Raw genomic sequence first — 22,279 nt, forward strand, 5'->3', positions numbered from 1 at the left:
GATCCTGCGAGCACCTGCCCACCTGTTAGTGGCGCTCCGGTGTCTCTGCCGCCGGCAGATAGATATTGAAGGTCGTTCCCCTGCCCGGCTTGCTGGAGGCGTTGATGTATCCGTTGTGCTGCTTCACTATGCCGTAAACGATGGCAAGGCCGAGACCGGTTCCTTTCCCCGCCTTTTTCCTGGTGTAAAAGGGTTCGAATATCCTGTGCATCGCTTCGTCGTCAATGCCTTCTCCCGTGTCGGTCACGGAGATGAGGACGTATCTGCCGGGTGTGCCGTAGCCGTGAAGCTTGCGGAAATCCTCGTCGAGGTTGACCGTTCTCGACCGTATGGTGATCATGCCGCCCCGCGGCATGGCGTCGCGGGCATTGGCGACGAGGTTCAGCAATACCTGGTCGATCTTCGGTACGTCCATGAGGACCGTCACATCCCTGCCTGCGAGCGTCATGTCGAGGTCGATGTTCTTCGGCAGCAGCCCCTCCAGGATGCGCACGCTTTTCCGGACCATCGCGTTGATCGCCACGGGCCTGAGCGCTACGTCCTGTTTCCTGCTGAAGGTGAGGAGGTTCCTCGTGAAGCTCGACGCCTTCTCGATCGTGTCGGCGATCTGCCTCACGCGTTCCTGCAGCGGACCATCCTTCGGGACCTGCATTTTCAGAATGCCGCAGTGGCCGAGAAGGACCTCGAGGATGTTGTTGAAATCGTGTGCGATGCCCCCGGCCAGTTTGCCGATGGCCTCCATCTTTTCCGATTGGCGGAGCCGCGCTTCGAGATGCCTCTTTTCCGTTGCGTCGCTCAGGGTTATGATGGTGAGCTCCTCGAGGCGGGTCGCCCACAGTGATATGACCTTTTCCCGTCCGTTCTTGCAGGCTATAGGGCGCCGCTCGGCCTCATAGGTGCTTCCCGGGGAACGGTTCCTCTTCCAGGCCTCCACCACCTTCTTCCTGAGTTCGTCGTCGGGGTATGCCCGGACAGCCCAATCCTTTTCGGTAGGCACATCATCGAGAGTGTAGCCGGTAATGCCGGTGAACCGCGGGTTCACATACCTGCCGGTCCCGGAGCGATCGGCGAGTATGATGCCGAGGGGGATGTTCTCAAGGACGGCCAAAAAGGTGCTTTTCAGCTCGAGGTCGGCAACCTCTGTGAGGCCCGCCGGTCCGCCGGTCCCATAACGGGGCTTTCCGGCTATGCGCTCCCTTTTCGGGACATCACGACAGAACGCAACGAGGTCCTTCCCGGATCCGCTGCCGATGCATGTGACGTTCATCTCGACAGGTGTGGTTCCGCCCTGCCCGTCGGTGTGGTCGATCTCGACGCTTCTGGCAAAACCTTTCTTCAGGCATCCGGCGAGTTCCCGGGAAAGCTTGCCACGGTCATGCTCTGCCGTCCAGTCAAGGACGTTCTTTCCAAGCACGTGATCGATGTCTCGTCGGCCTGCAAGGCGGGCGTATTTCGTGTTTGCGTCCACGACGACACCTTTCCTGTTGAGGACCACAAAACCGATATCTCTTGTTTCGATCAGCTTACGATACAACTCCTCACTTTGCCTGATGGTTCCTCCCTTCCTCCCCGCCGTGCAGATCCCCTCGACGCGAAACACGATCGATAGTGAGACGGTCTCATTTGAAATAGTTTGGATACGTTTTCTTTGCGCATTCCGGACAAATGGTGTGGGTGAACTCCGCCTCGGAATGCTCCCGTATATAGTCCTCCAGCGGCTGCCAGCGGCCCTCGTCATCGCGGATCCTCTTGCAGGAACTGCATATGGGCAGAAGGCCGGCCAACGTTCTGACCTTGAGCAGGGCCTCTTTGAGCTCCACGATAAGTCTTTCCCGTTCTTCCTCCATGCGCTTGCGCTCCGTGACGTCCCGGGCAACGCCCTGGGAGTAAAGGAAATGTTTCCGCGGAGTCGATATGTCGTAATCGGGCACGTCCCATTTCCCGCGGGCGGTGAGCTCGACGGTGACCTGTGCCAGGGAATAGTCCTTTATCCCTTTGTTCTTCTTGACGAGGCGCATCTCCAGCCTCCGCATGGACCTCGAGCCAACACGTCTTTCCACGAAATGGACCGGTCCCTTCCTGCGGTCGTCGGGGTGGACTATCTCGTCGAAGGGCTTCCCCGTGAGCTCCTGCGGGTCGTAGCCGAGCTGCCTGACGGCGTTGGAGATGAAGAGTATCCGCCCTTCCCTGTCCAGGCGATAGATGATATCGGGACTCAGGTCCACGAGCGAACGGTAGTGGTCTTCGCTCAAGAAAAACGTCCTCTCGAACACATTGGATATTCTGCTTTCATTACAGCAAAGTTCATCTGTTCTTTTACGGGCTTACCTGATGTGCCGGGGCGTTCTCGCCAGATACCCCGGCATCACTTTGGGCCAAACGGGTTGGACGGCCCGACGAGATCGCTCTTCTCATCGGTGATATGGGACTGCCTGTCTTCTCGTACCCCGATCGAAAGGAACCCCTGTCTTTCTGACACCAGGAGCCTTCCATTGCGCCCTTGCTGGTCCCTTGCCGTTGTGATTCGTAATTGTATGCAAAAAGCCAGAAGAATGCTATAACAAATAACTTGCTATGGAATACGTATGATTTATTAGTAGTGCCATCCCCGGGAAGGGAACGCCGGATGCCTTGTCGACGGTGACCGGGCAGGCTCATTTTAAGCAAAACTGTAGAATGTTCGAACATTATGATAAGATTCCAGGCTCATCATGATCGTATTGGGAAAGAAAGGGGCGTATGAGGGCCATGCATGATATCACCAAAAGCGGGAGGTCGGAAGACTCCCTTCTCGAAAGGGTACGGAGATTCCGCGCGATATTTGACCACACGTTCCAGTTCATGGGCCTGTTGACGCCTGGCGGCAACGTGCTGGAGGTGAACAGGGCCGCGCTTGCCTTTGCCGGGGTTCGGGAAGAGGACGTGATGGGACACAAGTTCTGGCTGACGCCGTGGTGGTCCCATTCCAGGCAACTGATGAACACCCTGCGAAACGCGATAAAAGAGGCGGCAGGCGGCAGACTCATGCGCTTCGAGGCAACCCATCTGTCGCCGGAAGGCCGTCCCCACCATTTTGATTTCTCCCTGAAACCCGTGCCGGACGAGGACGGAAAGGTCTCCTTTCTCATCGCCGAGGGCCGCGACATAACGGACCGCAAGGAGGCAGAGGAAGCATTGAGAAAGAGAGAAGAGGAACTTCGGTTCAAGACGCGGAACCTGGAAGAGGCGAACATAGCCCTGAAGGCCCTCGCGAGACACATAGAGGAGAACAGGCAGGAACTGGAGAAGAACATCGTCCTCAATCTCAGAACGCTCGTCTTCCCGTACATCGAAAAGATGCAGGTGTCGAACCTCAGTATCAGGCAGAAGATGTTCATGGAGATCATCGAAAAGAACCTTAACGACGTGATCGCGCCCTTCGTAAGGGCCATCGGACATTTCGGCCTCACACCCACGGAGACGCATATCGCGGGCTTGATAAGGGATGGAAGGAAGACAAAGGAGATCGCGGAATCGCTCCACATATCCCGCCGGGCCGTCGAGGTCCACCGTTACAACATCAGGAAGAAGCTGAAGATAAACAGGAGCAGGCACAACCTGTGCGCCTTCCTGCGCTCCATGGGGGGTTGAAGAAAGTTTTGGCCCTTGTCGATTTTTCTATTGACAACTTTCTTAATCTCATAATCTAATATATTATCAACTTCAGAGATTAACACAATAACAGGAACAGTCTGAGTAAGCCAGGGAATTATTGACCTTTTTCGGGGATACTAGCGTGTTTCATCAAATAAACACTGTGGGGAGGTAGTCATGAAAAGGTTTTTAGTACTTGCACTTGCATTGTTCTGTTTTTCATTCTTCTTCTTCGCATCACCGGCAATGTCCTATGACACGCTGAAGATAGGCGCACCGCAGCCCATGACCGGTTCGGACGCCCCCTTCGGGGCGAAGTTCAAGAAGGCCTATGACCTCGCGGTTGAAGAGATCAACCAGGCCGGCGGCATAAACGGAAAGAAGATCGAAGTGGTCATAGAGGACCACCAGGCGAAGAACCCGCTTGCCGCTACCGTCACGGAAAAACTCATCAACCAGTACAAGGTCCTCGTACTGACAGGCGGACGGGCCTCGGGTCAGGCGGTCGAGATCGCCTCGGTGGCCCACAGACTGAAGACGCCCTACGTCGTTGATCACCCTTCGGCGGACATCATAACCGCAAAGGGGTTTGAGTGGGTCTTCAGGAACAACCCCACGGGAACCATCTATCCCCAGGCGTTCAACAAGTTCATCAGCGAGACCCCGGGCGCCCTGCCAAAATCGGCGGCAGTGGTCTACGATAACACCGTGTTCGGGAAATCCATCGCCAATTCCGCCATGTCGTTCCTGAAGTCGAAGAACGTCAAGATAGTCAACGACGAGGCCTATCCCGTCAACACCCTTGATTTCAAGCCCATCATGACGAAGGTGAAGGCGAACAATCCCGACTTCCTCCTCATGGTGGCCGTTTCGACGACCGACGCCATCCTGCTCACCCGCCACGCGAAAGAGATGGGTGTTTCCCCGAGGGCCTTCGTGGGCTTCGGCGGCGGCTTCGGCGTCGCGGACTTCGCGACGGAACTCCGCAAACTGAGCGACAACGTCTTCTCATCGGCCGCCTGGTCGGGCAATCCGAACGATCCGAAGACGAAGGCGTTCTACCAGAAGTTCGAGAAGAAATACGGTTTCCATCCGAAGGAACACGAGGTTGAAGGATACGCGATCATCTACATAATCGCCGATGCCATGAAGAGGACGAAGCTCACGGGCAACCTCGAAAAGGACCGCGACCTTTTGCGCCAGTCCCTGCTGAAGACCAACATGTCGACAGTCTTCGGAAAGGTGAAATTCGGCAACTGGACAGGCCCCCTTGGGGACAAGTACACGAACCAGAACATCTACTCTCCTGACCACTCCGTGCTTGCCCAGTGGCGTGACGGGAAACTGCTGAATGTGTACCCCAAGGCGAATGCGGAAGTAACCGCTGTGTTCCCTGATCCCTCAACAAAAAAATAACCAGCGGGTAGAACATGGAGACACTTGTCCAGAGCTTGGTAAGCGGCATACTGACGGGATCCCTGTACGCGATGATAGGGGTGGGACTTACCATAATCTTCGGGGTGATGCGCATCATCAACATGGCCCACGGCGACATGGTGATGCTCGGGATGTACAGCTCCTTCTGGGCGCTGACCCTGTGGCACATCGACCCCTTCGTGTCGATCATTCTTTGGGTGCCCGTCGCCTTTCTTATCGGTATGCTCACATACCGTTTCCTTCTGAAGAAGATCGTGCCTGCGGGTGAACTCAACACCTTGCTTTACACGGCCGGTCTTTCACTGTTCGTATCGAACCTGGTGCTCCTTGTCTGGACAGGTGATTATCGTACGATCAAGCTTGACTACGCGGTCATGCCTTTACGGCCATTCGGGATAGCCGTGCCGATCCCGCTCGCAATAGCGTTCGGTATGGCTATCCTGATCACCGCGCTTTTATACTGGTTCCTCGTGAAGACCGATACCGGCAGGGCCATCAGGGCGACAAGCCAGGAACCCATGGCCGCGGCATTGATGGGTGTGAATGCCGCCCAGATGGAGATGCTCACCTTCGGCCTCGGGACCGCGCTGGCATGCGGGGCGGGAGTGCTGCTGGCCCCGTCTCTCTATCTCTACCCGACTGTCGGCGAGATCCTGGTGGCGAAGTGCTTCGTGATCGTCGTGCTGGGCGGTCTCGGCTCCGTCCAGGGGGCGATCGCGGGAGGGCTGCTCCTCGGGGTGGTGGAATCCTTAGGAGCGGTCTACGTATCGGTTCCTTACAAGGATGCAATAGGGTTTGTCATCTTCCTGCTCGTTCTGCTGTTCAGACCTTCAGGACTTTTCGGGGTTGGTAAATCATGAAAAAGACAGCGTTGATCATTCTGGGGTTGATCATTCTGGGAATAGCCCCGATCGTTATCCACTCGCCGTTCTTCGTGCACCTCATGATCATGGTGCTCATGTGGACCGTACTCGGCGCGTCATGGAACATACTTGGAGGGTACGCGGGACAGGTCTCGTTCGGGCACGCGACGTTTCTCGGCGCCGGGGCCTACACGACCATGATCCTCTACCTGAAGTGCGGCATCGATCCATGGTACGGCATCTTCCTCGGCGGGCTAGTGGCCATGGCGATCTCGCTGCCGATAGGCTTCATATGCTTTCGCCTGCGCGGCCCCTACTTTGCCCTGTCAACCCTTGCCGTCGCCGAGATCGTGAGGCTTGTGGCCCTCAACTGGGAATCGTTGACGGCGGGCCCCGTGGGTCTCCTCATAACGACCCTTCCCAGGGTCAGCTTCCTGGGCCAGGCCATAAACTGGGAGAGCAAGGTCCCCTTCTATTATATCATCGCCGTTATTACCTTGATCGCGCTGATCATAACCTATATAGTGTCGAGGACCCGTATCGGCGCGTACCTGCTTGCCCTGAGAGAGGACATCGACAGCGCCGAGTCCATCGGGATCAACACGGTGAAGGCAAGGGTTGTGGCACTCGCTCTGTCGGCGTTCCTGGCCGGGATAGCGGGGGGTTTCTACGCGATGTACCTGCGGTATGTCGACCCCGACGCCGTCTTCTCCATAGGCCTTTCCGTCGAGATGCTCTTCATAGCGATTGTCGGCGGGCTGGCGACGGTCGGAGGCCCCCTGATCGGTGCCATCGTCCTCGTTACCCTCGGCGAAAGCTTCCGGGAGCATTTTCTCTCGGGCCACCTCATCTTCTATGGTTTTTTCATGATGGTTGCCATCAGGTACATGCCCGATGGAGTGTGGGGGCGCCTCAATGTGCTTTTCAAAAAACTTCGTTTGAAGAAGGATGCAAACCATGGCACTGCTTGATGTTCAGGGGCTCACCAAATGCTTCGGCGGCCTGAAGGCTGTTTCCGACCTTTCCTTCCAGGTGAATGAAGGAGAGATCCTCGGCCTTATCGGACCCAATGGTGCGGGCAAGACGACCGTTTTCAGCCTGATAACGGGTTTCATTCCCGCCAACCAGGGCAAGGTCCTTCTCGAAGGCAAGGACATCGCGGGACTCAAGCCCTATTCGATCGCGCATAAGGGCATGGCACGGACCTTCCAGATCGTCAAGCCCTTCCGGAAACTGACGGTTCTCGAGAACGTGAGCCTCGCGGCCTTCCTGAGGCACTCCGCGAGAAAGGACGCCGAGGCACAGGCGCGCCGGGTGCTGGAACGGGTCGAGCTCAGCGACAAGGCCGAAGCTTATGCGTCGGATCTGACGTTGAGTGAACAGAAACGGCTGGAGATCGCCCGGGCCCTCGCGACGGACCCGAAGGTCCTTCTTCTCGACGAACCCATGGGAGGGCTCAACCCGACGGAGATCGATCACGCGTCGGTCCTCGTGAGGGACATCTGCAAGAGCGGTGTGACCATCGTCTGGGTGGAGCATGTCCTGAAGGCCATCATGAGTTCCTGCCACAGGGTCATAGTGATACATCACGGCGAAAAGATAGCCGATATGCCGCCGGAGGAGGTCGTCACGAACCCGGTGGTGATCGAGGCGTATCTCGGCAAGAAGGCCAATTCCTACAAAAAAGGCGAACCAATATGCTGAAGATCGAGAATCTTGAAGTCTCCTACGGAAGGGCGCAGGTGCTCTGGGGTGTGTCCCTGAACATCAACGAAGGCGAGATCATCGCCCTCGTCGGGGCGAACGGCGCGGGCAAGACAACGCTGCTGAAGACCATATCGGGGATCGTAAAGAAGAAGTCGGGAAAGATCAGCTACGACGGAAAATCCTTCGACAAGCTGAGTGCCCGTGATATCGTTAAGATGGGCATCGTCCAGGTCCCCGAAGGAAGAAAGCTCTTCCCCGAGATGAACATTCTGGAGAACCTCATGATGGGTGCCTACAAGGTACCCGGGGAGGAAAGGGAAAAGAGGCTCGACCAGGTGTTCGCGCTGTTCCCGGTGTTGAAGGAAAGGATGAAGCAGCTTGCGGGCACCCTGTCGGGCGGCGAGCAGCAGATGGTCGCGCTGGCGCGCGGCCTCATGGCGGGTCCGCGGCTCCTGATGCTCGATGAACCGTCCCTCGGCCTCGCTCCCCTGGTGGTGGAGAGGATATTCGAGGCGGTGCTGAAGATACACCAGGAAGGGGTGACGGTGCTTCTCGTGGAGCAGAACGTGCATGAGGCACTGGAACTTGCAGACAGGGGCTATGTCCTCGAGAACGGCAAGATCGGCCTCGAAGGAGCCGGGAACGAGCTCCTGGGGAATGAACACGTGAGGTGTGCCTATCTCGGAATATGAGCAAACAGCCCCGGGTTTCCTGGAATTGGTTGTGCAGAGGCATGCGGACAGTGGCGGAAACATCAAATACTCAATAGACAGGAGAGAAGAGATGAAGTATTCAACTTTTGAGCCGATCAACTACAAAAAGCTCTCCCTTTTGATCGAGAACAGCATCAAGGACCGCATTCTCGAGGGAGAATTCCCTCCCGGCAGCCGGCTTCCCAACGAGTTCGAGATCGGGAAACAGTTCGGCGTCAGCCTCGTGACGGTGAGGGAGGCCTTAAAGGGCCTTGAGACATTCGGTCTCATCGAAAAGCGCAAGGGTAAGGGGGGAGGCGTATTCGTCGCCGAACCGAGGAGCGATTATGTCAAGACCACCCTCTTTCATTTTCTGAACCACAAGAAGTTCACATCGAAGGACCTATCGGAGCTCAGGATGATCATCGAGCCCGTGGCGTGCAAACTCGCCTCGAAGCGCATATCGGAGACGGAGATATCCAGGCTTGAAAGGAACATCGAGTACTGCGAATCCCTGATAGAGAAGACGGGCGGGGCACTGTCGAGAGAGGATTTCTTCCGGCTGGAGGAAAGCAACATAGAGTTTCACAGCATCATCGGAGAGGCGACGCAGAACCCGGTCCTCGTGCTCACGATGGATTACGTGCTCGACTTCATGTTCAGCTTCAAGAAGACGGCGCTTGCGCCGAGCAGCGAGTTCTCCAACAGCATCATCAAGGACCACAAACTCATTCTGGAGCCGCTGAAGAAAAAGAAAGGGGCGTCCGCCGAGAAGATGATGATCGCGCATCTCGAGAACGTCGAGTACTACCTGAAGGAGAACGCAAAGGAGAGCCAGGACGGCTAGACAGAATCCGCGGTGCGGCAAAGCAAATACGAAGACAAAGGAGACAGGACAACATGGCCATTTTGGAAGAACCGATCAAGGGTATCAAAGAGGTCAGGAACTATATCAACGGGGAATGGGTCGATTCGAAGGGGAAGATAGTGGACGTTGTAAACCCTGCGACGGGCAAAGTGATCGGCAAATGCCCCATCTCCACGAAAGAGGAGATAAACGAGGCCGTTGAGGCAGCGAAGGAGGCATTCCATGACTGGCGGAGGACGACCCCGCTCGCCCGCACCAGGATACTCTTCAGACTCAAGGAGCTTCTCGAGGAGAACTTCGAAGAGGTGAGCCGTATCCAGACCATGGAGCACGGCAAGACGATCGATGAATCGAGGGGCGAGACCCGCAGGGGGATCGAGAATGTGGAGGTCGCCTGCGGCATCCCCACGCTCATGCAGGGGTATTACTCCGAGGATATCGCCTCTGGTATCGACGAATGGGTCATACCCACGCCCACGGGAGTCTTCGGGATCATCGGGCCCTTCAATTTCCCCTTCATGATACCTCTTTGGTCCGCGCCGTATGCGGTGGCGACGGGGAATACCATTGTCATCAAGCCGTCCAGCGAGGTCCCCTTCAGCCAGATGCGCCTTGCCGAGCTGGCGGAAGAGGCCGGGTTCCCTCCCGGGGTCTGGAACGTTGTGAACGGAGGAAGGACCGTGGTCGAAGGGATGCTCGATCATCGCGATATCAAGGGGATCACATTTGTCGGTTCAACACCCACCGGCCGTGACGTGATCTACAGAAGGTGCGGGGAAACGGGAAAGAAGGTCATCGCCCAGTGCGGCGCGAAGAACTTCATGGTGGTCATGCCTGACTGCAACGTACGGGCGACCATAGCCGCATGCGGGACATCATTCTTCGGAAATGCCGGCCAGAGATGTCTTGCCGCCGCCAACCTCCTGATGGTGGGTGAGGACGAGGCCTTCTACAGGGATTTCGTCACACAGCTCCTGGAGATGGCGTCAAGGATACGTGTCGGGTACGGACTCGATGACAACACCCAGATGGGACCGGTCAGGGACCAGGCAAAGAAGGCGAACATACTGAAGTACATAGAGATGGGGATCAGCGAGGGAGCGAAGATGCTCCTCGACGGAAGGAAACCGAAGATAACAGGCGATTATCCGGAAGACTGTTTCCTGGGGCCCACGATATTCGAAGGCGTCGATCCCAACGGCCGGATCGGCTCGGAAGAGATATTCGGTCCCGTTATGAGCATCATGAGGGCGAAAGACCTCGATGAGGCGATCGAGATCTGCAACAACAATCCCTTTGGCAACGGGCACTCGATCTTCACCCAGAATGGCGGGTACGCGCGATACTTCACCTACAATGTCGAGAGCGGCAACGTGGGCACGAACATCGGCGTCGTCGCGCCCGTCGCTTTCTTCCCCTTCAGCGGGATGAAGGATTCCTTCTTCGGTGACCTTCATACCCAGGGCAAGGAAGCCATCCGCTTTTTCACGGAGAGCAAGGTAGTCATTCAGAGATGGTTCTAGGGTTTAGCAAGGGAGGGGAATCATGACGATCAATACCTGTTCCGGCGCCATAAGTTTCTCACGGAAGCTGGAGACGGAGTCCGCGGTATTCTACGAGGAGGCGGCGACCCGTTTCCCGGCAGATGCCGAGATGTTCGCGTCTTTCGCCAAGGAGAACAAGAAGTTCATCGCCCAGATCGAACGGGCGTACTACGGCGTGATCACCGATGCCATTGAGGGCTGTTTCGCCTTCGACCTGGAGACCGATGGCTACGAGCTGGGAGAGGCCGCGTCCGGCGGGCCCGGCCGGGCCGATACGCTGAAGGCTGCCGTGGAGATTGAAGAAAAGATCATCAGCTACTACAAGGAAGCGGCAGAGCAGTCGAAGCACCTGATGGCCGACGTGCCGCGATCGTTCAACCTCGTGGTCAAGAAGAGGGCCGACCGCGTTCCACGGCTCAAGGCGCTTCTGGGAACGTAGGACCCGGGTGGCAGTCCGGGAACGCGAAGAGCGGATCGAATCGAAGACTCCCCCGCCCCGGGATGGGGTCAACAAAAAAAAGGAGGCCCAGGAATGCGTGCGTTGAAAGCAGTAACCCTTATCGGTATTTTGGTCCTCTTCATGATGACCGGTATCGCGATGGCACAGCAGATGCCGAACCCTTACGGTCCGAACGTCAATCTGGCAACGGCGAAGAAGGTCGCGGCGGCAGCGGCGGCCGAGGCGGCGAAGATCAAGATCAACGTCGTGATAGGCGTTGTCGACACGGGCGGCAACCTGGTCTATTTGGAGAGGTTCGACGTTGTCCAGTGGGGCAGCGTTGACGTGGCGGTCAACAAGGCAAAGAGCTCTGTCATGTTCAAGAGGCCCACGAAGGCCTTCGAGAACATCCTGAGCAGCGGCGGCAACATGACGTACCTTACCCTCGATGGCATACGGGCCATTGAAGGCGGTGTCCCCATTATTGAGAACGGCAGGATCATCGGCGCCATCGGCGTCTCCGGCGGATCGTCCGCACAGGACGGCGTCGTGGCAAGGGCGGGCGCTGCGCAGGTACAGTGACCCGGCAGAAACGTTTCTCCTCCTTTTATGTGAACGCCCCGCAGTGGAAGAGGTCTCCGCGTCCCATCGGGGGCCTCTTCAGCGGGGACCCTCACGGGTCGGCTCCCGCGGGTGTTGACGCGTGGCGGCTGACTCCGTGCGTTGAGCCGCCGCCGACCTGCGCGGCATTTCTACAGCCCCCGTGAGAACTCCTGCGCCGGTCCAGCCTGCAGCTTTTCTAGGGCGGCCGCCCTGTCGCCCGGGGCGGGGTGGCTGGCGAAGATGTCGCTTTCGTTCCCGAACATGGCCTGAAGCCTGCGCAGTGCGCTTATGGCGGCCCCGGGAGCAGATGCCGAGACAACAAAGAGGCACATCAGCCACACAAAAAGCTTTTTCAACATTCCTGCCTCCTCCATTCGAGTTCCTTCAGCGGCCACCCGCGATCCCCGGGAGGTCCCGCGGCCGATCGGAGGCGCGTGTTTGACCATGCTACGTCCCTCTACGGTTACCATGGAAGGAAAAGTTGCCGGGATGTCCCCCGGGGGGACGAAAGTGTCGTCCGTTTGTGATTGACGAGGTGCTGATCGATAGTGTACAAGAAACTGGTACCCGGGGTAGACAAGCCCCGTGAGGTAGCTTATGAACTCCGCCGAACTTGACAAGAGGCTTCTTGACATCATCTCCGACATTGCCGAAGGGCGGTACTCCGATGACATCATGGAGTTGACAAAGGACGATGTGCCGGAGACTGTCCGGACCATAGCCGAGGCCGTGGCGCTCATGATGGTCAAGGTGGAGGCCCGGGAGTTCCGCCTCCAGCAGCTCGTGGAGGAACTGAAGGACCTCAACGAGCAGGTCAGGAACAATACCGTGGCCGTGGTCACCGCTATGGCACACGCCCTGGCCGCGCGGGATACCTACACCGAGGGCCACGCGTCGCGGGTGGCGGAGCTTGCCCACGCCATCGGACGCGAGATGGGCCTTGCGGGCGAGGAGCTGGAATACGTTCGTCTGGGCGGGGCGCTTCACGATATCGGGAAGATCGGATTTCCGGACATCCTCTTCGGCGATCACGAGGGGAAGCTCCCGTCGAACCTTGTGAAGGAGATAAACCGCCATCCCTCCATAGGCGCGAAGATCTTAAAGCCCCTCGATTTCCTGGGGCCCGCCGTAGACTACGTCTCGGCCCACCACGAACGGCTTGATGGACGCGGTTATCCCAGGGGGCTCAAGGACAACGAGATCCCGCTCGGGGCCCAGATCATATCCGTTGCCGACATTTACGACGCCATCACTTCAGAGCGTCCCTACCAGAAAACAAGAACGTCCGCCGAGGCCCTTGCGATCCTGCGCGACATCGCGGGCACGCGCATCAGGACGGACATCGTCGAGACCCTGGAAAGGGTCCTGGCGAAGAGCGGCGCTCCCTGATGCGCAGGCCGCCGAGGCTCGCGGCCCCGATCAGGGTCCCGTGGGGAAGGTCCGGCTCCGGTCCTGTGTTTACTTATTCTATTTCCGGGCTATAATTGTGTTGACAGGGGCGAGAAGCACAGCAAGAGGAGGGGTGTGACCATGAAACATGTTCCTGGGGCAGCGTCGGAGAAGAAGGAGGGCGCGGACGGGATCAAGATGAAAGACATGGAAATACCTTCCCGTATCGTTGATGTCTGGCAGGAGGTGGTAGACTCCATCTCGGTACTCCTGTCGGTGCCGAGCGTGATGATAAACCGGCTGGAGCCCCCGGAACTGGAGATATTCCGCTCAAATATCAGCTCCGACAACCCTTTCCCATCGGGAACGCGCATGGAAATGGCGGGCGTCTACTGCGAGGCGGCGGCAAGGAGACGGAAAATGGTCCAGGTGAAGGATGCCAGGGAGGACCCTGAATGGGCCGATTCACCCACCGCGAAGGCCGGCATCTTCTCCTACCTCGGGTTCCCCCTTTTCTGGCCCGATGGCGACGTCTTCGGGACCATCTGCGCTGTCGATACCAGGAAACACGAGTGGGGGAAGCAATACAGTGACGTTCTCGCAACCTTCAAGGTCGCCATCGAGGCACACCTGGCCCTTGTCACCGCCATGGAGGAACTGAACCGGAAGAACGAGGAGCTTCGGAACGCGCTCGGTGAGGTCAAGACCCTCCGGGGGCTCCTGCCCATCTGCTCGGTCTGCAAGAAGATCCGTGATGACAAGGGATACTGGGACCAGATCGAGACCTACATCGAGAAGCATTCCGGCGCGCAGTTCACCCACGGGATATGCCCCGATTGCGTGAAGAACTTCTATCCTGAGCTGGACGAATGATGCGGTCCCGCACAGGCGCCACCGGACCGGCGTTCAGCGGAGCCGGAGCCTCACCTCGGTGAGGCCGAGGGGCCTCTTGGAGGCGCGGAAGTTGAGTTTCTTCAAGAGGGCGAGCATCCTGATGTTGTCCGTGAGCACCGTGCCGTGTATCTCCTCTATCTCCCTTTCCTGCCCGATGCCGATCAGGACGTCGATGAGCTTCCATCCCAACCCTCTGCCCTGGTAATCGTCGTGTATGAGGACGGCGAACTCGCTCGTCTGCCCCGCTCCCACGATCAGGCTTGAAACGCCCCGTATCGACCTTTTCTGACCTTCCCTCACCTCTGCAACTATGACTATCTCCCGGTCGTAGTCTATGTTGCAGAACCGGGTGAGCATCTGATGGGTCCAGTCCTTGATCGGGCTGAAGAAACGCTCCGTTTCCGTCCGCTCCGACAGGGAGCCGAAGAGCTCGAAGAGGAGCGGTTCGTCTTCGGGCCGCACCGGGCGCAGCATGATCTCCGTGCCGTCCCTGAGTCTCCATGGCATCACGTACCGGACGGGATAGGGCGTGATGACGAGATGGGGATAGGTCTTCCCCGCGGGAGGCGTGCCGGAACCGAGGGAAATGACGACGTGGTCTGCGGTTATTCCCCTCTTCGATACGGTCAGGGGGTCGATATCGATGCCGGTGATCTCCGGAAAGTCCACGATAAGGTTCGAGAAATTGACGATGACACGTTCGAGTTCCGATAGCACACCATCGGCCGCCCCGGCCCTCTTGCGCAACATCGTGTACGCCCGTGAATCCTCCATGAGGCGCCGCGCCAGTGTCTGGTTGAGCGGAGGCAGGCCGACGGCGCAATCCCTGAATATGCTCCTGCCGATCCCCCCGATGCCGAACCTGATCACCGATCCGAAGTCCCTGTCCCTGGCCATGGTCAGGTAGAGGCCGTCCCCGGCATCATTGGCATCGGGTCCGGGATTCGGCGCTGCCTGTGTCTCCGGCCTGATGGGGATGCCGTAGGTGGCGAGAAAGGTCATCGATTCTTCAGATGTGAGACTGCCCCGGTCCTCCGTGAGCGCCCTCAGGATGAGCGTCTTGAGATGGTTCTTCGGCGGGGCCTGGTCTATGGGCAGGTCTTCCGGGGTTTCGTAGAGGAGTTCCAGGCCCTTTTTGTACGTGAACATCTGGAGGTACGTCCTGATGGCCTCCTCAGGCGTATCGTAGGTGGGGATGTTCTTCTCGTGGAGGATGGCGGCCGCCTTTTTCATCTCCTCACCACCGATGAGGCTGACGATCACGGGTTTTCGCGTCCCCCGAGAAAGGGCCGAGATCGCGGTGGCGATGTCCTCGGCGATTATTGTGGCGTGGGGCGTGTAGATCACGAGGACGGCGTCGACGGCGGGGTCATCGAGGCAGGCGGTGATCGCGTCCCTGTATTTCCGGGCATTGGCGGTGCCGCCGAGGTCAATGGGGTTCTTTCCGTTCCACTCGTCGTCAAGCTCTCTGACGAGGCGGTCGGTGCTGTCGGGACCGAGAGAGGCGATCGTCCCGCCAAGTTCGATGAGGAGGTCGGCCGCCAGGACGCCCACGGTCTTCACGTTCCCGAGGATGGCGAGGCTCGGGCCCGCGGGCACGCAGCTCGAGTCGAGGACCTGGGCGGCGTTGAAGAGGTCCTTCGCCTCGCCCACCCTCACGACGCCGACGCGCTTGAAGGCGGCGTCGTAAGCTTCGTTGTCGCCCCAGGGGTCTTCCGCGGCGGAGACAGCTGCGGCCGTGCTCTCGGGAAAGCGGCCCGGTTTCAGCACGATGATCGGCTTCGAACGGGCGAAACCGCGCGCCGAGCTCATGAACTTCCTCGCATCCCGCACGCTCTCCATGCTGAGGAGAATGCTGCGCGTCGACAGGTCGTCCCCCAAAAGATCAATGACATCGCCGAAATCGACATCGATCTTCCAGCCGAGGGACACGAAGGCACTGAAACCGACGCCGGCCTCGATACCCCACTTCAGGGTGGCATCGCCGAGCTCGCCGCTCTGGGAGACGAAGGCGATATTGCCGAGCTTCGGATTGACGTTGAGAAAGCTCGTGTTGAGTCCGATATCGGGACTGATGATGCCCACCGAGCCCGGGCCGATGATCCGGATGCCAAAGCGGCGGCGGACCTCGAGCAGGCGTTCCAGGAGTTGCCTGTCCGGGGCGCCCCCACGGGTGAACATGGTCGATATGATGACAGCCCCCCGTATTCCCGCCCGGGCGCATTCCTCGATGGTATCGGGCACAAGGTCGGCCCCCACGACAACGACGGCAAGATCGACGGGCCGGCCGATGGCCGTAACGGAGCGGAAGCATTCCATTCCGAGAAGCGTCGTCCGTGCCGGATTGACGGGGAATATCTCGCCCTTGAAGAAGTTTGCCAGGTTAAGAAGGATCGGTCTTGCCACAGACCCTTCCCCCTCGCTTGCTCCGACGAGGGCCACCGATGCGGGTTTAAGCAGTTTCTTCAGATCATCCGCCATGCATCATCCTTGCCCGGTGCGTGTCAACGTGGGAGGGTCGCCGGTGCTTCACGGCATTGTCATGCCCTTTCAGGCCCTCTGCGGTCCCGGCTATCTATTTTCTGCGAAAACTGTGTCGCTTTTCAAGACAAAAAGGGAAACGCGGTGCCTCCGGAGGAGTGGTGCGACGCTCCCTGCCCGGCCACCCGTCCTTGACAATGCCGGCCGCTGATTCTAACATGTAGGAATCCTGCCGGTGGCGGCTTGACTACATGGGGTGTTGGAACAATGGGGATCAAGATCGTAGATGGCGACCTGCTGGACCAGACGGTAGATGCCATAGTCAATCCATGGAACAGGAACCTGATTCCATGGTGGTTGTTGTTGCCCCGCGGGGTATCGGGCGCGATCAAGAAGCGCGCGGGCTTACGGCCCTTCGTCGAGCTCAGGCGCAGCGGCGTCCTCGCCCTGGGAGGCGCCTCGGTGACCTCTGCGGGCCGACTGCCGTTCAAGGCCATCATACACGTGGCGGGCATCGGCCACGATTGGCGCTCGTCTGAAAAATCGATACGTGATTCCGTCTGTTCCGCCTTACGGGAGGTGGGGGCGAGAGGGTTCCGTTCCGTAGCTTTCCCCTTGATCGGGGCAGGAACCGGTGGAGGTTCCGAGGTCGATGTTGAGGGGTTCATCGAGGAGGAATGCCGCCGCTCGGACTGGGATGGAGAGGTGGTCATCGTGCGTTACAGGAACGAAAAGTGGCCACCCGGACGCTGCCACTGCGACCTGTGGAAGAAGAGCCCGCAGACGCTGGCCAGCCAGGGCATTCCCGAAGGATTTTGCGGGCTCTGTGACGTCTGCGGCAAGCCGGGCCACATCCTGCACTTTCCCGGTTTTGTCCCGGTCACTCGCGTCTGGTGCAGGAAACACTACTACAGGGCCATGATACTGCATCCCGGCGGGTCGATAGGCATCTTCGTGTGGGCTTTTGGCGTTGCTGCCGCGATCGTACTGGCAATAGCGTTGCTCAAGGGATAACTCAGCTACCGTCCGGCAATCGTCGGTTCCGGCGGCTGGCGATCTCACGGCTCACCTCGTCGTGTCTTCCTTCGTCCTGTCAGCGTTCAGGAGATATCTCTCCATTCCCCCGTTCTTCGCCCTTTTCGCGACATCGGCAGGGGTGGACCCCGCGGGAAAGATCATCCGGTCCCGGGTGGTACGGGCCCTTGTGTCTGCGCCATGCGAGACGAGAGTCTCCGCGGTCTCGGGCCCGCCTTCAAAGGCTGCCCAGTGGAGTGGTGTCCAGCCGGAGACGTCGCGGGCGTTCACATCAGCTCCGTGCGACAGGAGGAGACCAGCCAGTTCCTCCTTGTTCCAGTTTGCCGCGACATGGAGCGGGGTCTTCATATGTTCGTCGCGGGCGTTCACGTCGGCACCGTTCCCGACGAGGAAACGGGCCTTATCCATGGCATCCCAGTAGACGGCCCACATGAGGGGTGTCACCCCCTTCCTGCTTCGGGCGTTCACGTCCGCGCCCTTTTGGATGAGAAGCCGGGCAACAGTGACACCCTGGTTGAAAAGAGGTGTCATCCCGTACTCGGCGTCTGTCGCGTTCACGTCCGCGCCGTGCTCGATGAGGACGCGGGCCACCTCTTCAGAGCCTGCCATGTGGAGAGCCGTCTCACCCATGTCCGTGCGGGCGTTCACGTCCGCTCCCTTCTCCAGAAGGTTCCTCACCCCCGTCAGGTCACCCTTTGTGGAGGCCGTGAGGAGGGCTTGATCGCGACCGTTCGTGTCCGCCCACGCAAGTAAACCCCCCGGCAAGAGCAGGAGGGCGAGGACGCCGATGATCGCTGCGAAATGTTTGCCCATCTTCATAACCTGTTTGTTCATTGTGAAGTCTCTCCGGGGTTTTTGTCAAGGCCGGCAGGGAAGGATGCCGGACCGGACGGCTCACGCTTGACAAAAAGGGGGGTTGCGTCTAAAGAATACGGTATGTTCTCCAGTTCGGGCGCGTGACGAAGGTGGCCGTTATGAAGGATGTTCGCGACAACCTGACCCGCCATGGAGGAAGGTCTTCTCGGGGTACGCGAAACGCCGGGGTCCGTGCGCGAAAAGGTCACGAACGGCATATTCAGGGAGGTATCCGATGAAAAAAGAGATGGGAAGAAGATATTTGCGGTATTACTCCATCTTTATCGTGGCCGGGCTTGCGGGGTTTCTGCTCGTCATCGGTGGTGTTCCGTGTTACGGGCAGGCCCAGAAGACGTCGGTGGATCTCAACACCGCCTCCGCGAAGGAGCTTGAGACCTTGAAGGGTGTCGGCCCGGCAACGGCGAAGAAGATCATCGCCGGTCGACCGTACTCGTCAGTCGAAGACCTGAAGAAGGCGGGCATTTCCGACAAGCTGATAGAGTCCATGAAACCTCACGTGAAGGTCGGCTCGGCCCCGGCGCCTACGAAAGGCCCGGTTCCGCCTGCGTCCGCGGGGAAGCCTCCCGGGAAAGCGCCGGCAAAGGCAGCCCCGGCGAGACCGGGGCAAAGTCAGAAGGTGAACATCAACACGGCAAGCAGGGAGCAGCTCGAAGCGCTTCCCGGAATTGGGCCTGTGAAGGCGCAGGCCATCATCGATGGACGTCCCTACAAGCAGATAGAGGACATCATGAAAGTGAAAGGGATAAAAGGAGGGACTTTCGAGAAGATCAAGGGCGGGATCAGCATCAATTGATGTTGGTACAGTGCCCGCCTTGTGACAAAACAACAAAGGAGGATCACATCTATGATCGCATGCGCCAGGGTTTTCTTGATCGTTATGGGAATGGTGGCCCTGCTGTCCTCGTCGGTGTTCGCGGCAGGTCCGAAGACGTATCAGGTAACGGGTCCCGTGCTGGAAATGACGGCCGATACCATCACGGTCCAGAAGGGCAAGGAAAAATGGGAGATCGCGAGGGACGCGGCGACGAAGGTGACGGGCGATCTGAAGGTCGGATCGAAGGTGACCATCGAGTACACGATGAAGGCGGCTACCATCGAGGTCAAGGACACGGGCAAAACGGCAAAACCGAAAAAGACCGAGTCCGCTCCCGCGAAGAAATGACGTGAGGCGCATCACCGCGGCGGCCATCGTCCCACCTGAAGGCCGCCGCGCTCTCCAACCGGCCGCGTGGAAGCGACCACAACAAAAGGGGGTCGTCATGGGTTTTCTGGATGAGATCGTGAAAGCAGGAAGCCAGCTTCTCGGGGGTTCGGGCCAGGGGTCGGGATTGATGGAGCAGGTTCTGGGGATCATCAACGATCCGCGTACCGGCGGGCTCCCGGGTCTTGTCGAAATGTTCAGGAGCAATGGCCTGGGGGATGCCGTGTCTTCATGGATAGGAACGGGGGATAACAGCCCGGTCTCGGGTGACGAGGTAGCGGGCGCGTTCGGGAGCGACAGGATCGGGGAGATCGCCCGAGGACTTGGCGTGTCTGAGTCTGAAGCCTCAAAGGGCCTTGCCGACCTTTTGCCGCAGGTCATAGACAGACTCACGCCGGATGGGACAGTGCCTGAAGGCGGCCTGCTGGACCAGGCGCTCGATATGCTCAAACAGAGATTGTCGGGCTGAAGGGGTCCCGCTTAAGCGGGGCGCGCTGAGCCCCGCTTAAGCTTCTTCCCGTTGGCGACGCGGATGCACTTATGTCGCCAGAGGCTTGTGGTAGATGACCTGGTTCGTCGACGGGGCCGGATAGCCCGCGGTCGCACAGACCTCCTGTATGGTTTTGTTGGTGTCGAAGAAGACCTGCCAGTAGTCCTTGTTGTTGCAGAAGGGCCTGACGGCAAGGACAGGCCCGGCCAGATTGAACTCCAGGATCTCAACGCTGGGCTCAGGGGCATCGATCACGTTGGGAATAGCCTTTATCCTGTCCATGAGACGGTCCGCCGCCTCGCGGGGGTCGACGCCGTGGGCAAGTTGCGCCTTGAGGTCCACGCGCCGGAAGGGGTTGCGGGTATAATTGATGATGTTGTCGGAGAGGATCTTGTTGTTGCCCACCACAACGCAGAGATTGTCCACGGTGTCGATCGTCGTCGCGAAAAGCCCGATCTCGCGCACGTCCCCCGTGACCCCGGCGGCGGATATCATCTCTCCCACGTGAAAGGGCCTGAGTATGATGAGAAAGGCGCCGGCCGCGAAGTTGGCCAGGAGACCGCCCCAGGCGGCCCCGATGGCTATGCCGGCGGCGGCGATGAGCGCCACGAAGGATGTCGTCTGGATCCCGAAAATGGAGAGGATCGCGATGACGAGGACTATCTTCAATATGACGCGGATCGTCGCATCGAAATACTTCACGAGGGTAGGGTCGATCTTGTGGGCCCGCATGCCCCGCCCGGACAGGTTGCCGATGACCCTGATGAGCCAGCTTCCCACGATCCAGAGGATTATCGCGCCGAGGACCTTCCACCCGACGGGAATGAGATAAACGGCCATGAAACGGTCAAGACTGGTGAGTGCGTCGAGCATAACGACCTCCTGTTATGTGTACGTGTCTTGCATTAACCGGTGTGTTCGGTCTTGTTTCAGTATATCATCGCGGCCGCCGGAAGAAAAGCTCGCGGTCTTGCCCTGCGCCTCGCGGGGCTTCAGACAAGGGTGCGAAAGCCCTGTGGCTGTGCCGGCCGCCGAAAATGGTTTGATTGTTCCTTCAAGATGTGGAAGAGTAGATGCATGGGAACGGTCGCACGGGTCATCAGTTTTCTCGATCGAGGCGTCTGGGAGATCGGGCTAAAGGACCTTTCTCCCTGGAAGGCGTTCTCTGTCCGCTGCCTCCGGGTGGTCATCCTCTCGGTGCAGGGCTTCATGAGGAACGACTCGGTGAAGACCGCGTCGGTCCTCACGTACTATTCACTGCTCAATATCGTTCCCCTGGTGGCCGTCTTCTTTGCGATAGCGAAAGGGTTCGGTCTCAGGAAGATCGTTGTCAGCTACGTGGTCCAGATGGCGGAAAGGGCAAACCTTCAGGCCGATGTGACGAACCAGATCCTCACTTTCTCCAGTTCCCTGCTCACGCATGCCAAAGGAGGCGTCATCGCCGGCGTCGGTATTGCCCTTTTGCTCTGGACGGTGCTTTCCATCCTTGGGAGGATCGAGGACAGTTTTAACACCGTGTGGGAGGTGAAACGTCCGCGGACGCTGGTGAGGAGATTCACGGATTACATCTCGATACTCGTCGTGGCCCCCATACTCTTCGCCGTCTCCACGAGCGCCACGGTCCTGGTGTCGGGCCGCGTGAAGGCGGTAATGGATGAGATCTGGATCCTGGGTGCCTTCAGCCCCGTCATACTGTTCCTCCTCAATCTCCTGCCCTATGTTTCCGTCTGGGTCCTTCTCATCGTGCTCTATGTGGTGATGCCGAACACCAGGGTGCCCCTGCGCTCAGGGGTACTGGCAGGCGTCGTTGCCGGCACGGGATTTCAGGTCGTTCAATTCGTGTACATCACATTCCAGATAGGTGTTGCCAAGTACAGCGCCATATACGGCAGTTTCGCGGCGCTCCCCCTCCTTCTCGTGTGGCTGCAGATAAGCTGGATGATCGTTCTGTTCGGCTCGGAGATGGCCCACGCGAGCAACCATTACGAGACGTTCGGTCTGAATCCCGACTATTCCCGGTTGAGCGCCTCTTCACGAAGGTTCCTCATGGTGAGGGTTTTCCATCTCCTCGTCAGGGGATTCCACATGGGAGAGAAGCCGCGCGGGGCAAAGGAGATATCAGTGGAA

General features: G+C 58.7%; 23 protein-coding genes. 17 read left to right on the top strand and 6 right to left on the bottom strand.

Going from position 1 to position 22,279, the window contains the following annotated elements:
* Positions 1-25 precede the first annotated feature (25 nt).
* Positions 26-1,534, bottom strand: a complete 1,509-nt coding sequence (locus GXX82_12795) for a PAS domain S-box protein (protein ID NLT23916.1) — start codon at positions 1,532-1,534, stop codon at positions 26-28.
* 85 nt (positions 1,535-1,619) lie between these two features.
* Positions 1,620-2,252 (bottom strand): PAS domain S-box protein, encoded by a 633-nt coding sequence (locus GXX82_12800; GenBank protein NLT23917.1) that lies wholly within the window; start codon positions 2,250-2,252, stop codon positions 1,620-1,622.
* Between the two features lie 496 nt (positions 2,253-2,748).
* Here GXX82_12800 and GXX82_12805 point away from each other — a divergent pair, with 496 nt between their 5' ends.
* From GXX82_12805 to GXX82_12850, 10 genes are all read left to right on the top strand, one after another.
* Positions 2,749-3,630, top strand: a complete 882-nt coding sequence (locus tag GXX82_12805; GenBank protein NLT23918.1) for a PAS domain S-box protein — start codon at positions 2,749-2,751, stop codon at positions 3,628-3,630.
* Between the two features lie 180 nt (positions 3,631-3,810).
* Positions 3,811-5,049, top strand: a complete 1,239-nt coding sequence (locus tag GXX82_12810) for an ABC transporter substrate-binding protein (GenBank protein ID NLT23919.1) — start codon at positions 3,811-3,813, stop codon at positions 5,047-5,049.
* 14 nt (positions 5,050-5,063) lie between these two features.
* The gene (locus tag GXX82_12815; GenBank protein ID NLT23920.1) at positions 5,064-5,930 is read left to right on the top strand and encodes a branched-chain amino acid ABC transporter permease; all 867 of its coding nucleotides are present in this window, start codon (positions 5,064-5,066) and stop codon (positions 5,928-5,930) included.
* Complete coding sequence (locus GXX82_12820) at positions 5,927-6,904, top strand: branched-chain amino acid ABC transporter permease (GenBank protein ID NLT23921.1); 978 nt, start codon at positions 5,927-5,929, stop codon at positions 6,902-6,904. Before GXX82_12815 ends, GXX82_12820 begins: the two co-directional genes overlap by 4 nt.
* A complete protein-coding gene (locus GXX82_12825) occupies positions 6,891-7,637 on the top strand; it encodes an ABC transporter ATP-binding protein (protein ID NLT23922.1) in 747 nt (248 codons plus the stop codon). The genes GXX82_12820 and GXX82_12825 overlap by 14 nt, the downstream gene beginning before the upstream one ends.
* A complete protein-coding gene (locus GXX82_12830) occupies positions 7,631-8,332 on the top strand; it encodes an ABC transporter ATP-binding protein (GenBank protein NLT23923.1) in 702 nt (233 codons plus the stop codon). The genes GXX82_12825 and GXX82_12830 overlap by 7 nt, the downstream gene beginning before the upstream one ends.
* Positions 8,333-8,423: 91 nt before the next feature.
* Positions 8,424-9,179, top strand: a complete 756-nt coding sequence (locus GXX82_12835; GenBank protein ID NLT23924.1) for a FadR family transcriptional regulator — start codon at positions 8,424-8,426, stop codon at positions 9,177-9,179.
* A gap of 53 nt (positions 9,180-9,232) precedes the next feature.
* Complete coding sequence (locus GXX82_12840) at positions 9,233-10,723, top strand: CoA-acylating methylmalonate-semialdehyde dehydrogenase (protein ID NLT23925.1); 1,491 nt, start codon at positions 9,233-9,235, stop codon at positions 10,721-10,723.
* A 22-nt stretch (positions 10,724-10,745) separates the two neighbouring features.
* Positions 10,746-11,183: a hypothetical protein gene (locus GXX82_12845; GenBank protein ID NLT23926.1), complete on the top strand. Its 438-nt coding sequence runs from the start codon at positions 10,746-10,748 to the stop codon at positions 11,181-11,183.
* Between the two features lie 93 nt (positions 11,184-11,276).
* Positions 11,277-11,765 (top strand): heme-binding protein, encoded by a 489-nt coding sequence (locus GXX82_12850; protein ID NLT23927.1) that lies wholly within the window; start codon positions 11,277-11,279, stop codon positions 11,763-11,765.
* Positions 11,766-11,935: 170 nt separating this feature from the next.
* Here the strand turns inward: GXX82_12850 and GXX82_12855 are convergent, their stop codons facing one another.
* Complete coding sequence (locus GXX82_12855; protein NLT23928.1) at positions 11,936-12,145, bottom strand: hypothetical protein; 210 nt, start codon at positions 12,143-12,145, stop codon at positions 11,936-11,938.
* Between the two features lie 238 nt (positions 12,146-12,383).
* On the opposite strand from GXX82_12855, the gene GXX82_12860 reads away from it, so the two are divergent.
* The gene (locus GXX82_12860; GenBank protein NLT23929.1) at positions 12,384-13,175 is read left to right on the top strand and encodes an HD domain-containing protein; all 792 of its coding nucleotides are present in this window, start codon (positions 12,384-12,386) and stop codon (positions 13,173-13,175) included.
* Between the two features lie 141 nt (positions 13,176-13,316).
* A complete protein-coding gene (locus GXX82_12865; protein ID NLT23930.1) occupies positions 13,317-14,048 on the top strand; it encodes a GAF domain-containing protein in 732 nt (243 codons plus the stop codon).
* A gap of 33 nt (positions 14,049-14,081) precedes the next feature.
* Here the strand turns inward: GXX82_12865 and GXX82_12870 are convergent, their stop codons facing one another.
* On the bottom strand, positions 14,082-16,550 hold the full coding sequence (locus GXX82_12870) for a GNAT family N-acetyltransferase (GenBank protein ID NLT23931.1): 2,469 nt from the start codon (positions 16,548-16,550) through the stop codon (positions 14,082-14,084).
* Positions 16,551-16,817: 267 nt separating this feature from the next.
* On the opposite strand from GXX82_12870, the gene GXX82_12875 reads away from it, so the two are divergent.
* A complete protein-coding gene (locus GXX82_12875) occupies positions 16,818-17,564 on the top strand; it encodes a hypothetical protein (GenBank protein NLT23932.1) in 747 nt (248 codons plus the stop codon).
* A gap of 51 nt (positions 17,565-17,615) precedes the next feature.
* On the opposite strand, the gene GXX82_12880 is transcribed toward GXX82_12875, so the two are convergent.
* Positions 17,616-18,419, bottom strand: a complete 804-nt coding sequence (locus GXX82_12880; GenBank protein ID NLT23933.1) for a hypothetical protein — start codon at positions 18,417-18,419, stop codon at positions 17,616-17,618.
* Between the two features lie 256 nt (positions 18,420-18,675).
* Here GXX82_12880 and GXX82_12885 point away from each other — a divergent pair, with 256 nt between their 5' ends.
* From GXX82_12885 to GXX82_12895, 3 genes are all read left to right on the top strand, one after another.
* Positions 18,676-19,254 carry a hypothetical protein gene (locus tag GXX82_12885; GenBank protein ID NLT23934.1) on the top strand — a complete coding sequence of 193 codons (579 nt, stop codon included), beginning with the start codon at positions 18,676-18,678 and terminating at the stop codon, positions 19,252-19,254.
* A gap of 84 nt (positions 19,255-19,338) precedes the next feature.
* Entirely contained in the window at positions 19,339-19,623 is a 285-nt protein-coding gene (locus tag GXX82_12890) for a hypothetical protein (protein ID NLT23935.1), read from the top strand.
* Between the two features lie 97 nt (positions 19,624-19,720).
* Complete coding sequence (locus tag GXX82_12895) at positions 19,721-20,131, top strand: DUF937 domain-containing protein (protein NLT23936.1); 411 nt, start codon at positions 19,721-19,723, stop codon at positions 20,129-20,131.
* 69 nt (positions 20,132-20,200) lie between these two features.
* Here the strand turns inward: GXX82_12895 and GXX82_12900 are convergent, their stop codons facing one another.
* A complete protein-coding gene (locus GXX82_12900) occupies positions 20,201-21,025 on the bottom strand; it encodes a mechanosensitive ion channel family protein (GenBank protein ID NLT23937.1) in 825 nt (274 codons plus the stop codon).
* A 204-nt stretch (positions 21,026-21,229) separates the two neighbouring features.
* On the opposite strand from GXX82_12900, the gene GXX82_12905 reads away from it, so the two are divergent.
* Positions 21,230-22,279: YihY/virulence factor BrkB family protein (locus GXX82_12905; GenBank protein NLT23938.1), on the top strand; the 1,050-nt coding region annotated here is incomplete at its 3' end.

It is taken from the genome of Syntrophorhabdus sp., assembly GCA_012719415.1.
Lineage (GTDB): Bacteria > Desulfobacterota > Syntrophorhabdia > Syntrophorhabdales > Syntrophorhabdaceae > Delta-02.

What these genes read in the sequence shown, in the direction of transcription:
- GXX82_12865 (NLT23930.1), top strand. Translation starts at nt 13,317, where the DNA reads ATGAAACATGTTCCTGGGGCAGCGTCGGAGAAGAAGGAGGGCGCGGAC.
- GXX82_12825 (NLT23922.1), top strand. Translation starts at nt 6,891, where the DNA reads ATGGCACTGCTTGATGTTCAGGGGCTCACCAAATGCTTCGGCGGCCTG.
- GXX82_12850 (NLT23927.1), top strand. Translation starts at nt 11,277, where the DNA reads ATGCGTGCGTTGAAAGCAGTAACCCTTATCGGTATTTTGGTCCTCTTC.
- GXX82_12885 (NLT23934.1), top strand. Translation starts at nt 18,676, where the DNA reads ATGAAAAAAGAGATGGGAAGAAGATATTTGCGGTATTACTCCATCTTT.
- GXX82_12875 (NLT23932.1), top strand. Translation starts at nt 16,818, where the DNA reads ATGGGGATCAAGATCGTAGATGGCGACCTGCTGGACCAGACGGTAGAT.
- GXX82_12855 (NLT23928.1), bottom strand. Translation starts at nt 12,145, where the DNA reads ATGTTGAAAAAGCTTTTTGTGTGGCTGATGTGCCTCTTTGTTGTCTCG.
- GXX82_12840 (NLT23925.1), top strand. Translation starts at nt 9,233, where the DNA reads ATGGCCATTTTGGAAGAACCGATCAAGGGTATCAAAGAGGTCAGGAAC.
- GXX82_12810 (NLT23919.1), top strand. Translation starts at nt 3,811, where the DNA reads ATGAAAAGGTTTTTAGTACTTGCACTTGCATTGTTCTGTTTTTCATTC.
- GXX82_12895 (NLT23936.1), top strand. Translation starts at nt 19,721, where the DNA reads ATGGGTTTTCTGGATGAGATCGTGAAAGCAGGAAGCCAGCTTCTCGGG.
- GXX82_12870 (NLT23931.1), bottom strand. Translation starts at nt 16,550, where the DNA reads ATGGCGGATGATCTGAAGAAACTGCTTAAACCCGCATCGGTGGCCCTC.
- GXX82_12815 (NLT23920.1), top strand. Translation starts at nt 5,064, where the DNA reads ATGGAGACACTTGTCCAGAGCTTGGTAAGCGGCATACTGACGGGATCC.
- GXX82_12860 (NLT23929.1), top strand. Translation starts at nt 12,384, where the DNA reads ATGAACTCCGCCGAACTTGACAAGAGGCTTCTTGACATCATCTCCGAC.
- GXX82_12830 (NLT23923.1), top strand. Translation starts at nt 7,631, where the DNA reads ATGCTGAAGATCGAGAATCTTGAAGTCTCCTACGGAAGGGCGCAGGTG.
- GXX82_12900 (NLT23937.1), bottom strand. Translation starts at nt 21,025, where the DNA reads ATGCTCGACGCACTCACCAGTCTTGACCGTTTCATGGCCGTTTATCTC.
- GXX82_12845 (NLT23926.1), top strand. Translation starts at nt 10,746, where the DNA reads ATGACGATCAATACCTGTTCCGGCGCCATAAGTTTCTCACGGAAGCTG.
- GXX82_12820 (NLT23921.1), top strand. Translation starts at nt 5,927, where the DNA reads ATGAAAAAGACAGCGTTGATCATTCTGGGGTTGATCATTCTGGGAATA.
- GXX82_12890 (NLT23935.1), top strand. Translation starts at nt 19,339, where the DNA reads ATGGGAATGGTGGCCCTGCTGTCCTCGTCGGTGTTCGCGGCAGGTCCG.
- GXX82_12835 (NLT23924.1), top strand. Translation starts at nt 8,424, where the DNA reads ATGAAGTATTCAACTTTTGAGCCGATCAACTACAAAAAGCTCTCCCTT.
- GXX82_12805 (NLT23918.1), top strand. Translation starts at nt 2,749, where the DNA reads ATGCATGATATCACCAAAAGCGGGAGGTCGGAAGACTCCCTTCTCGAA.
- GXX82_12880 (NLT23933.1), bottom strand. Translation starts at nt 18,419, where the DNA reads ATGAACAAACAGGTTATGAAGATGGGCAAACATTTCGCAGCGATCATC.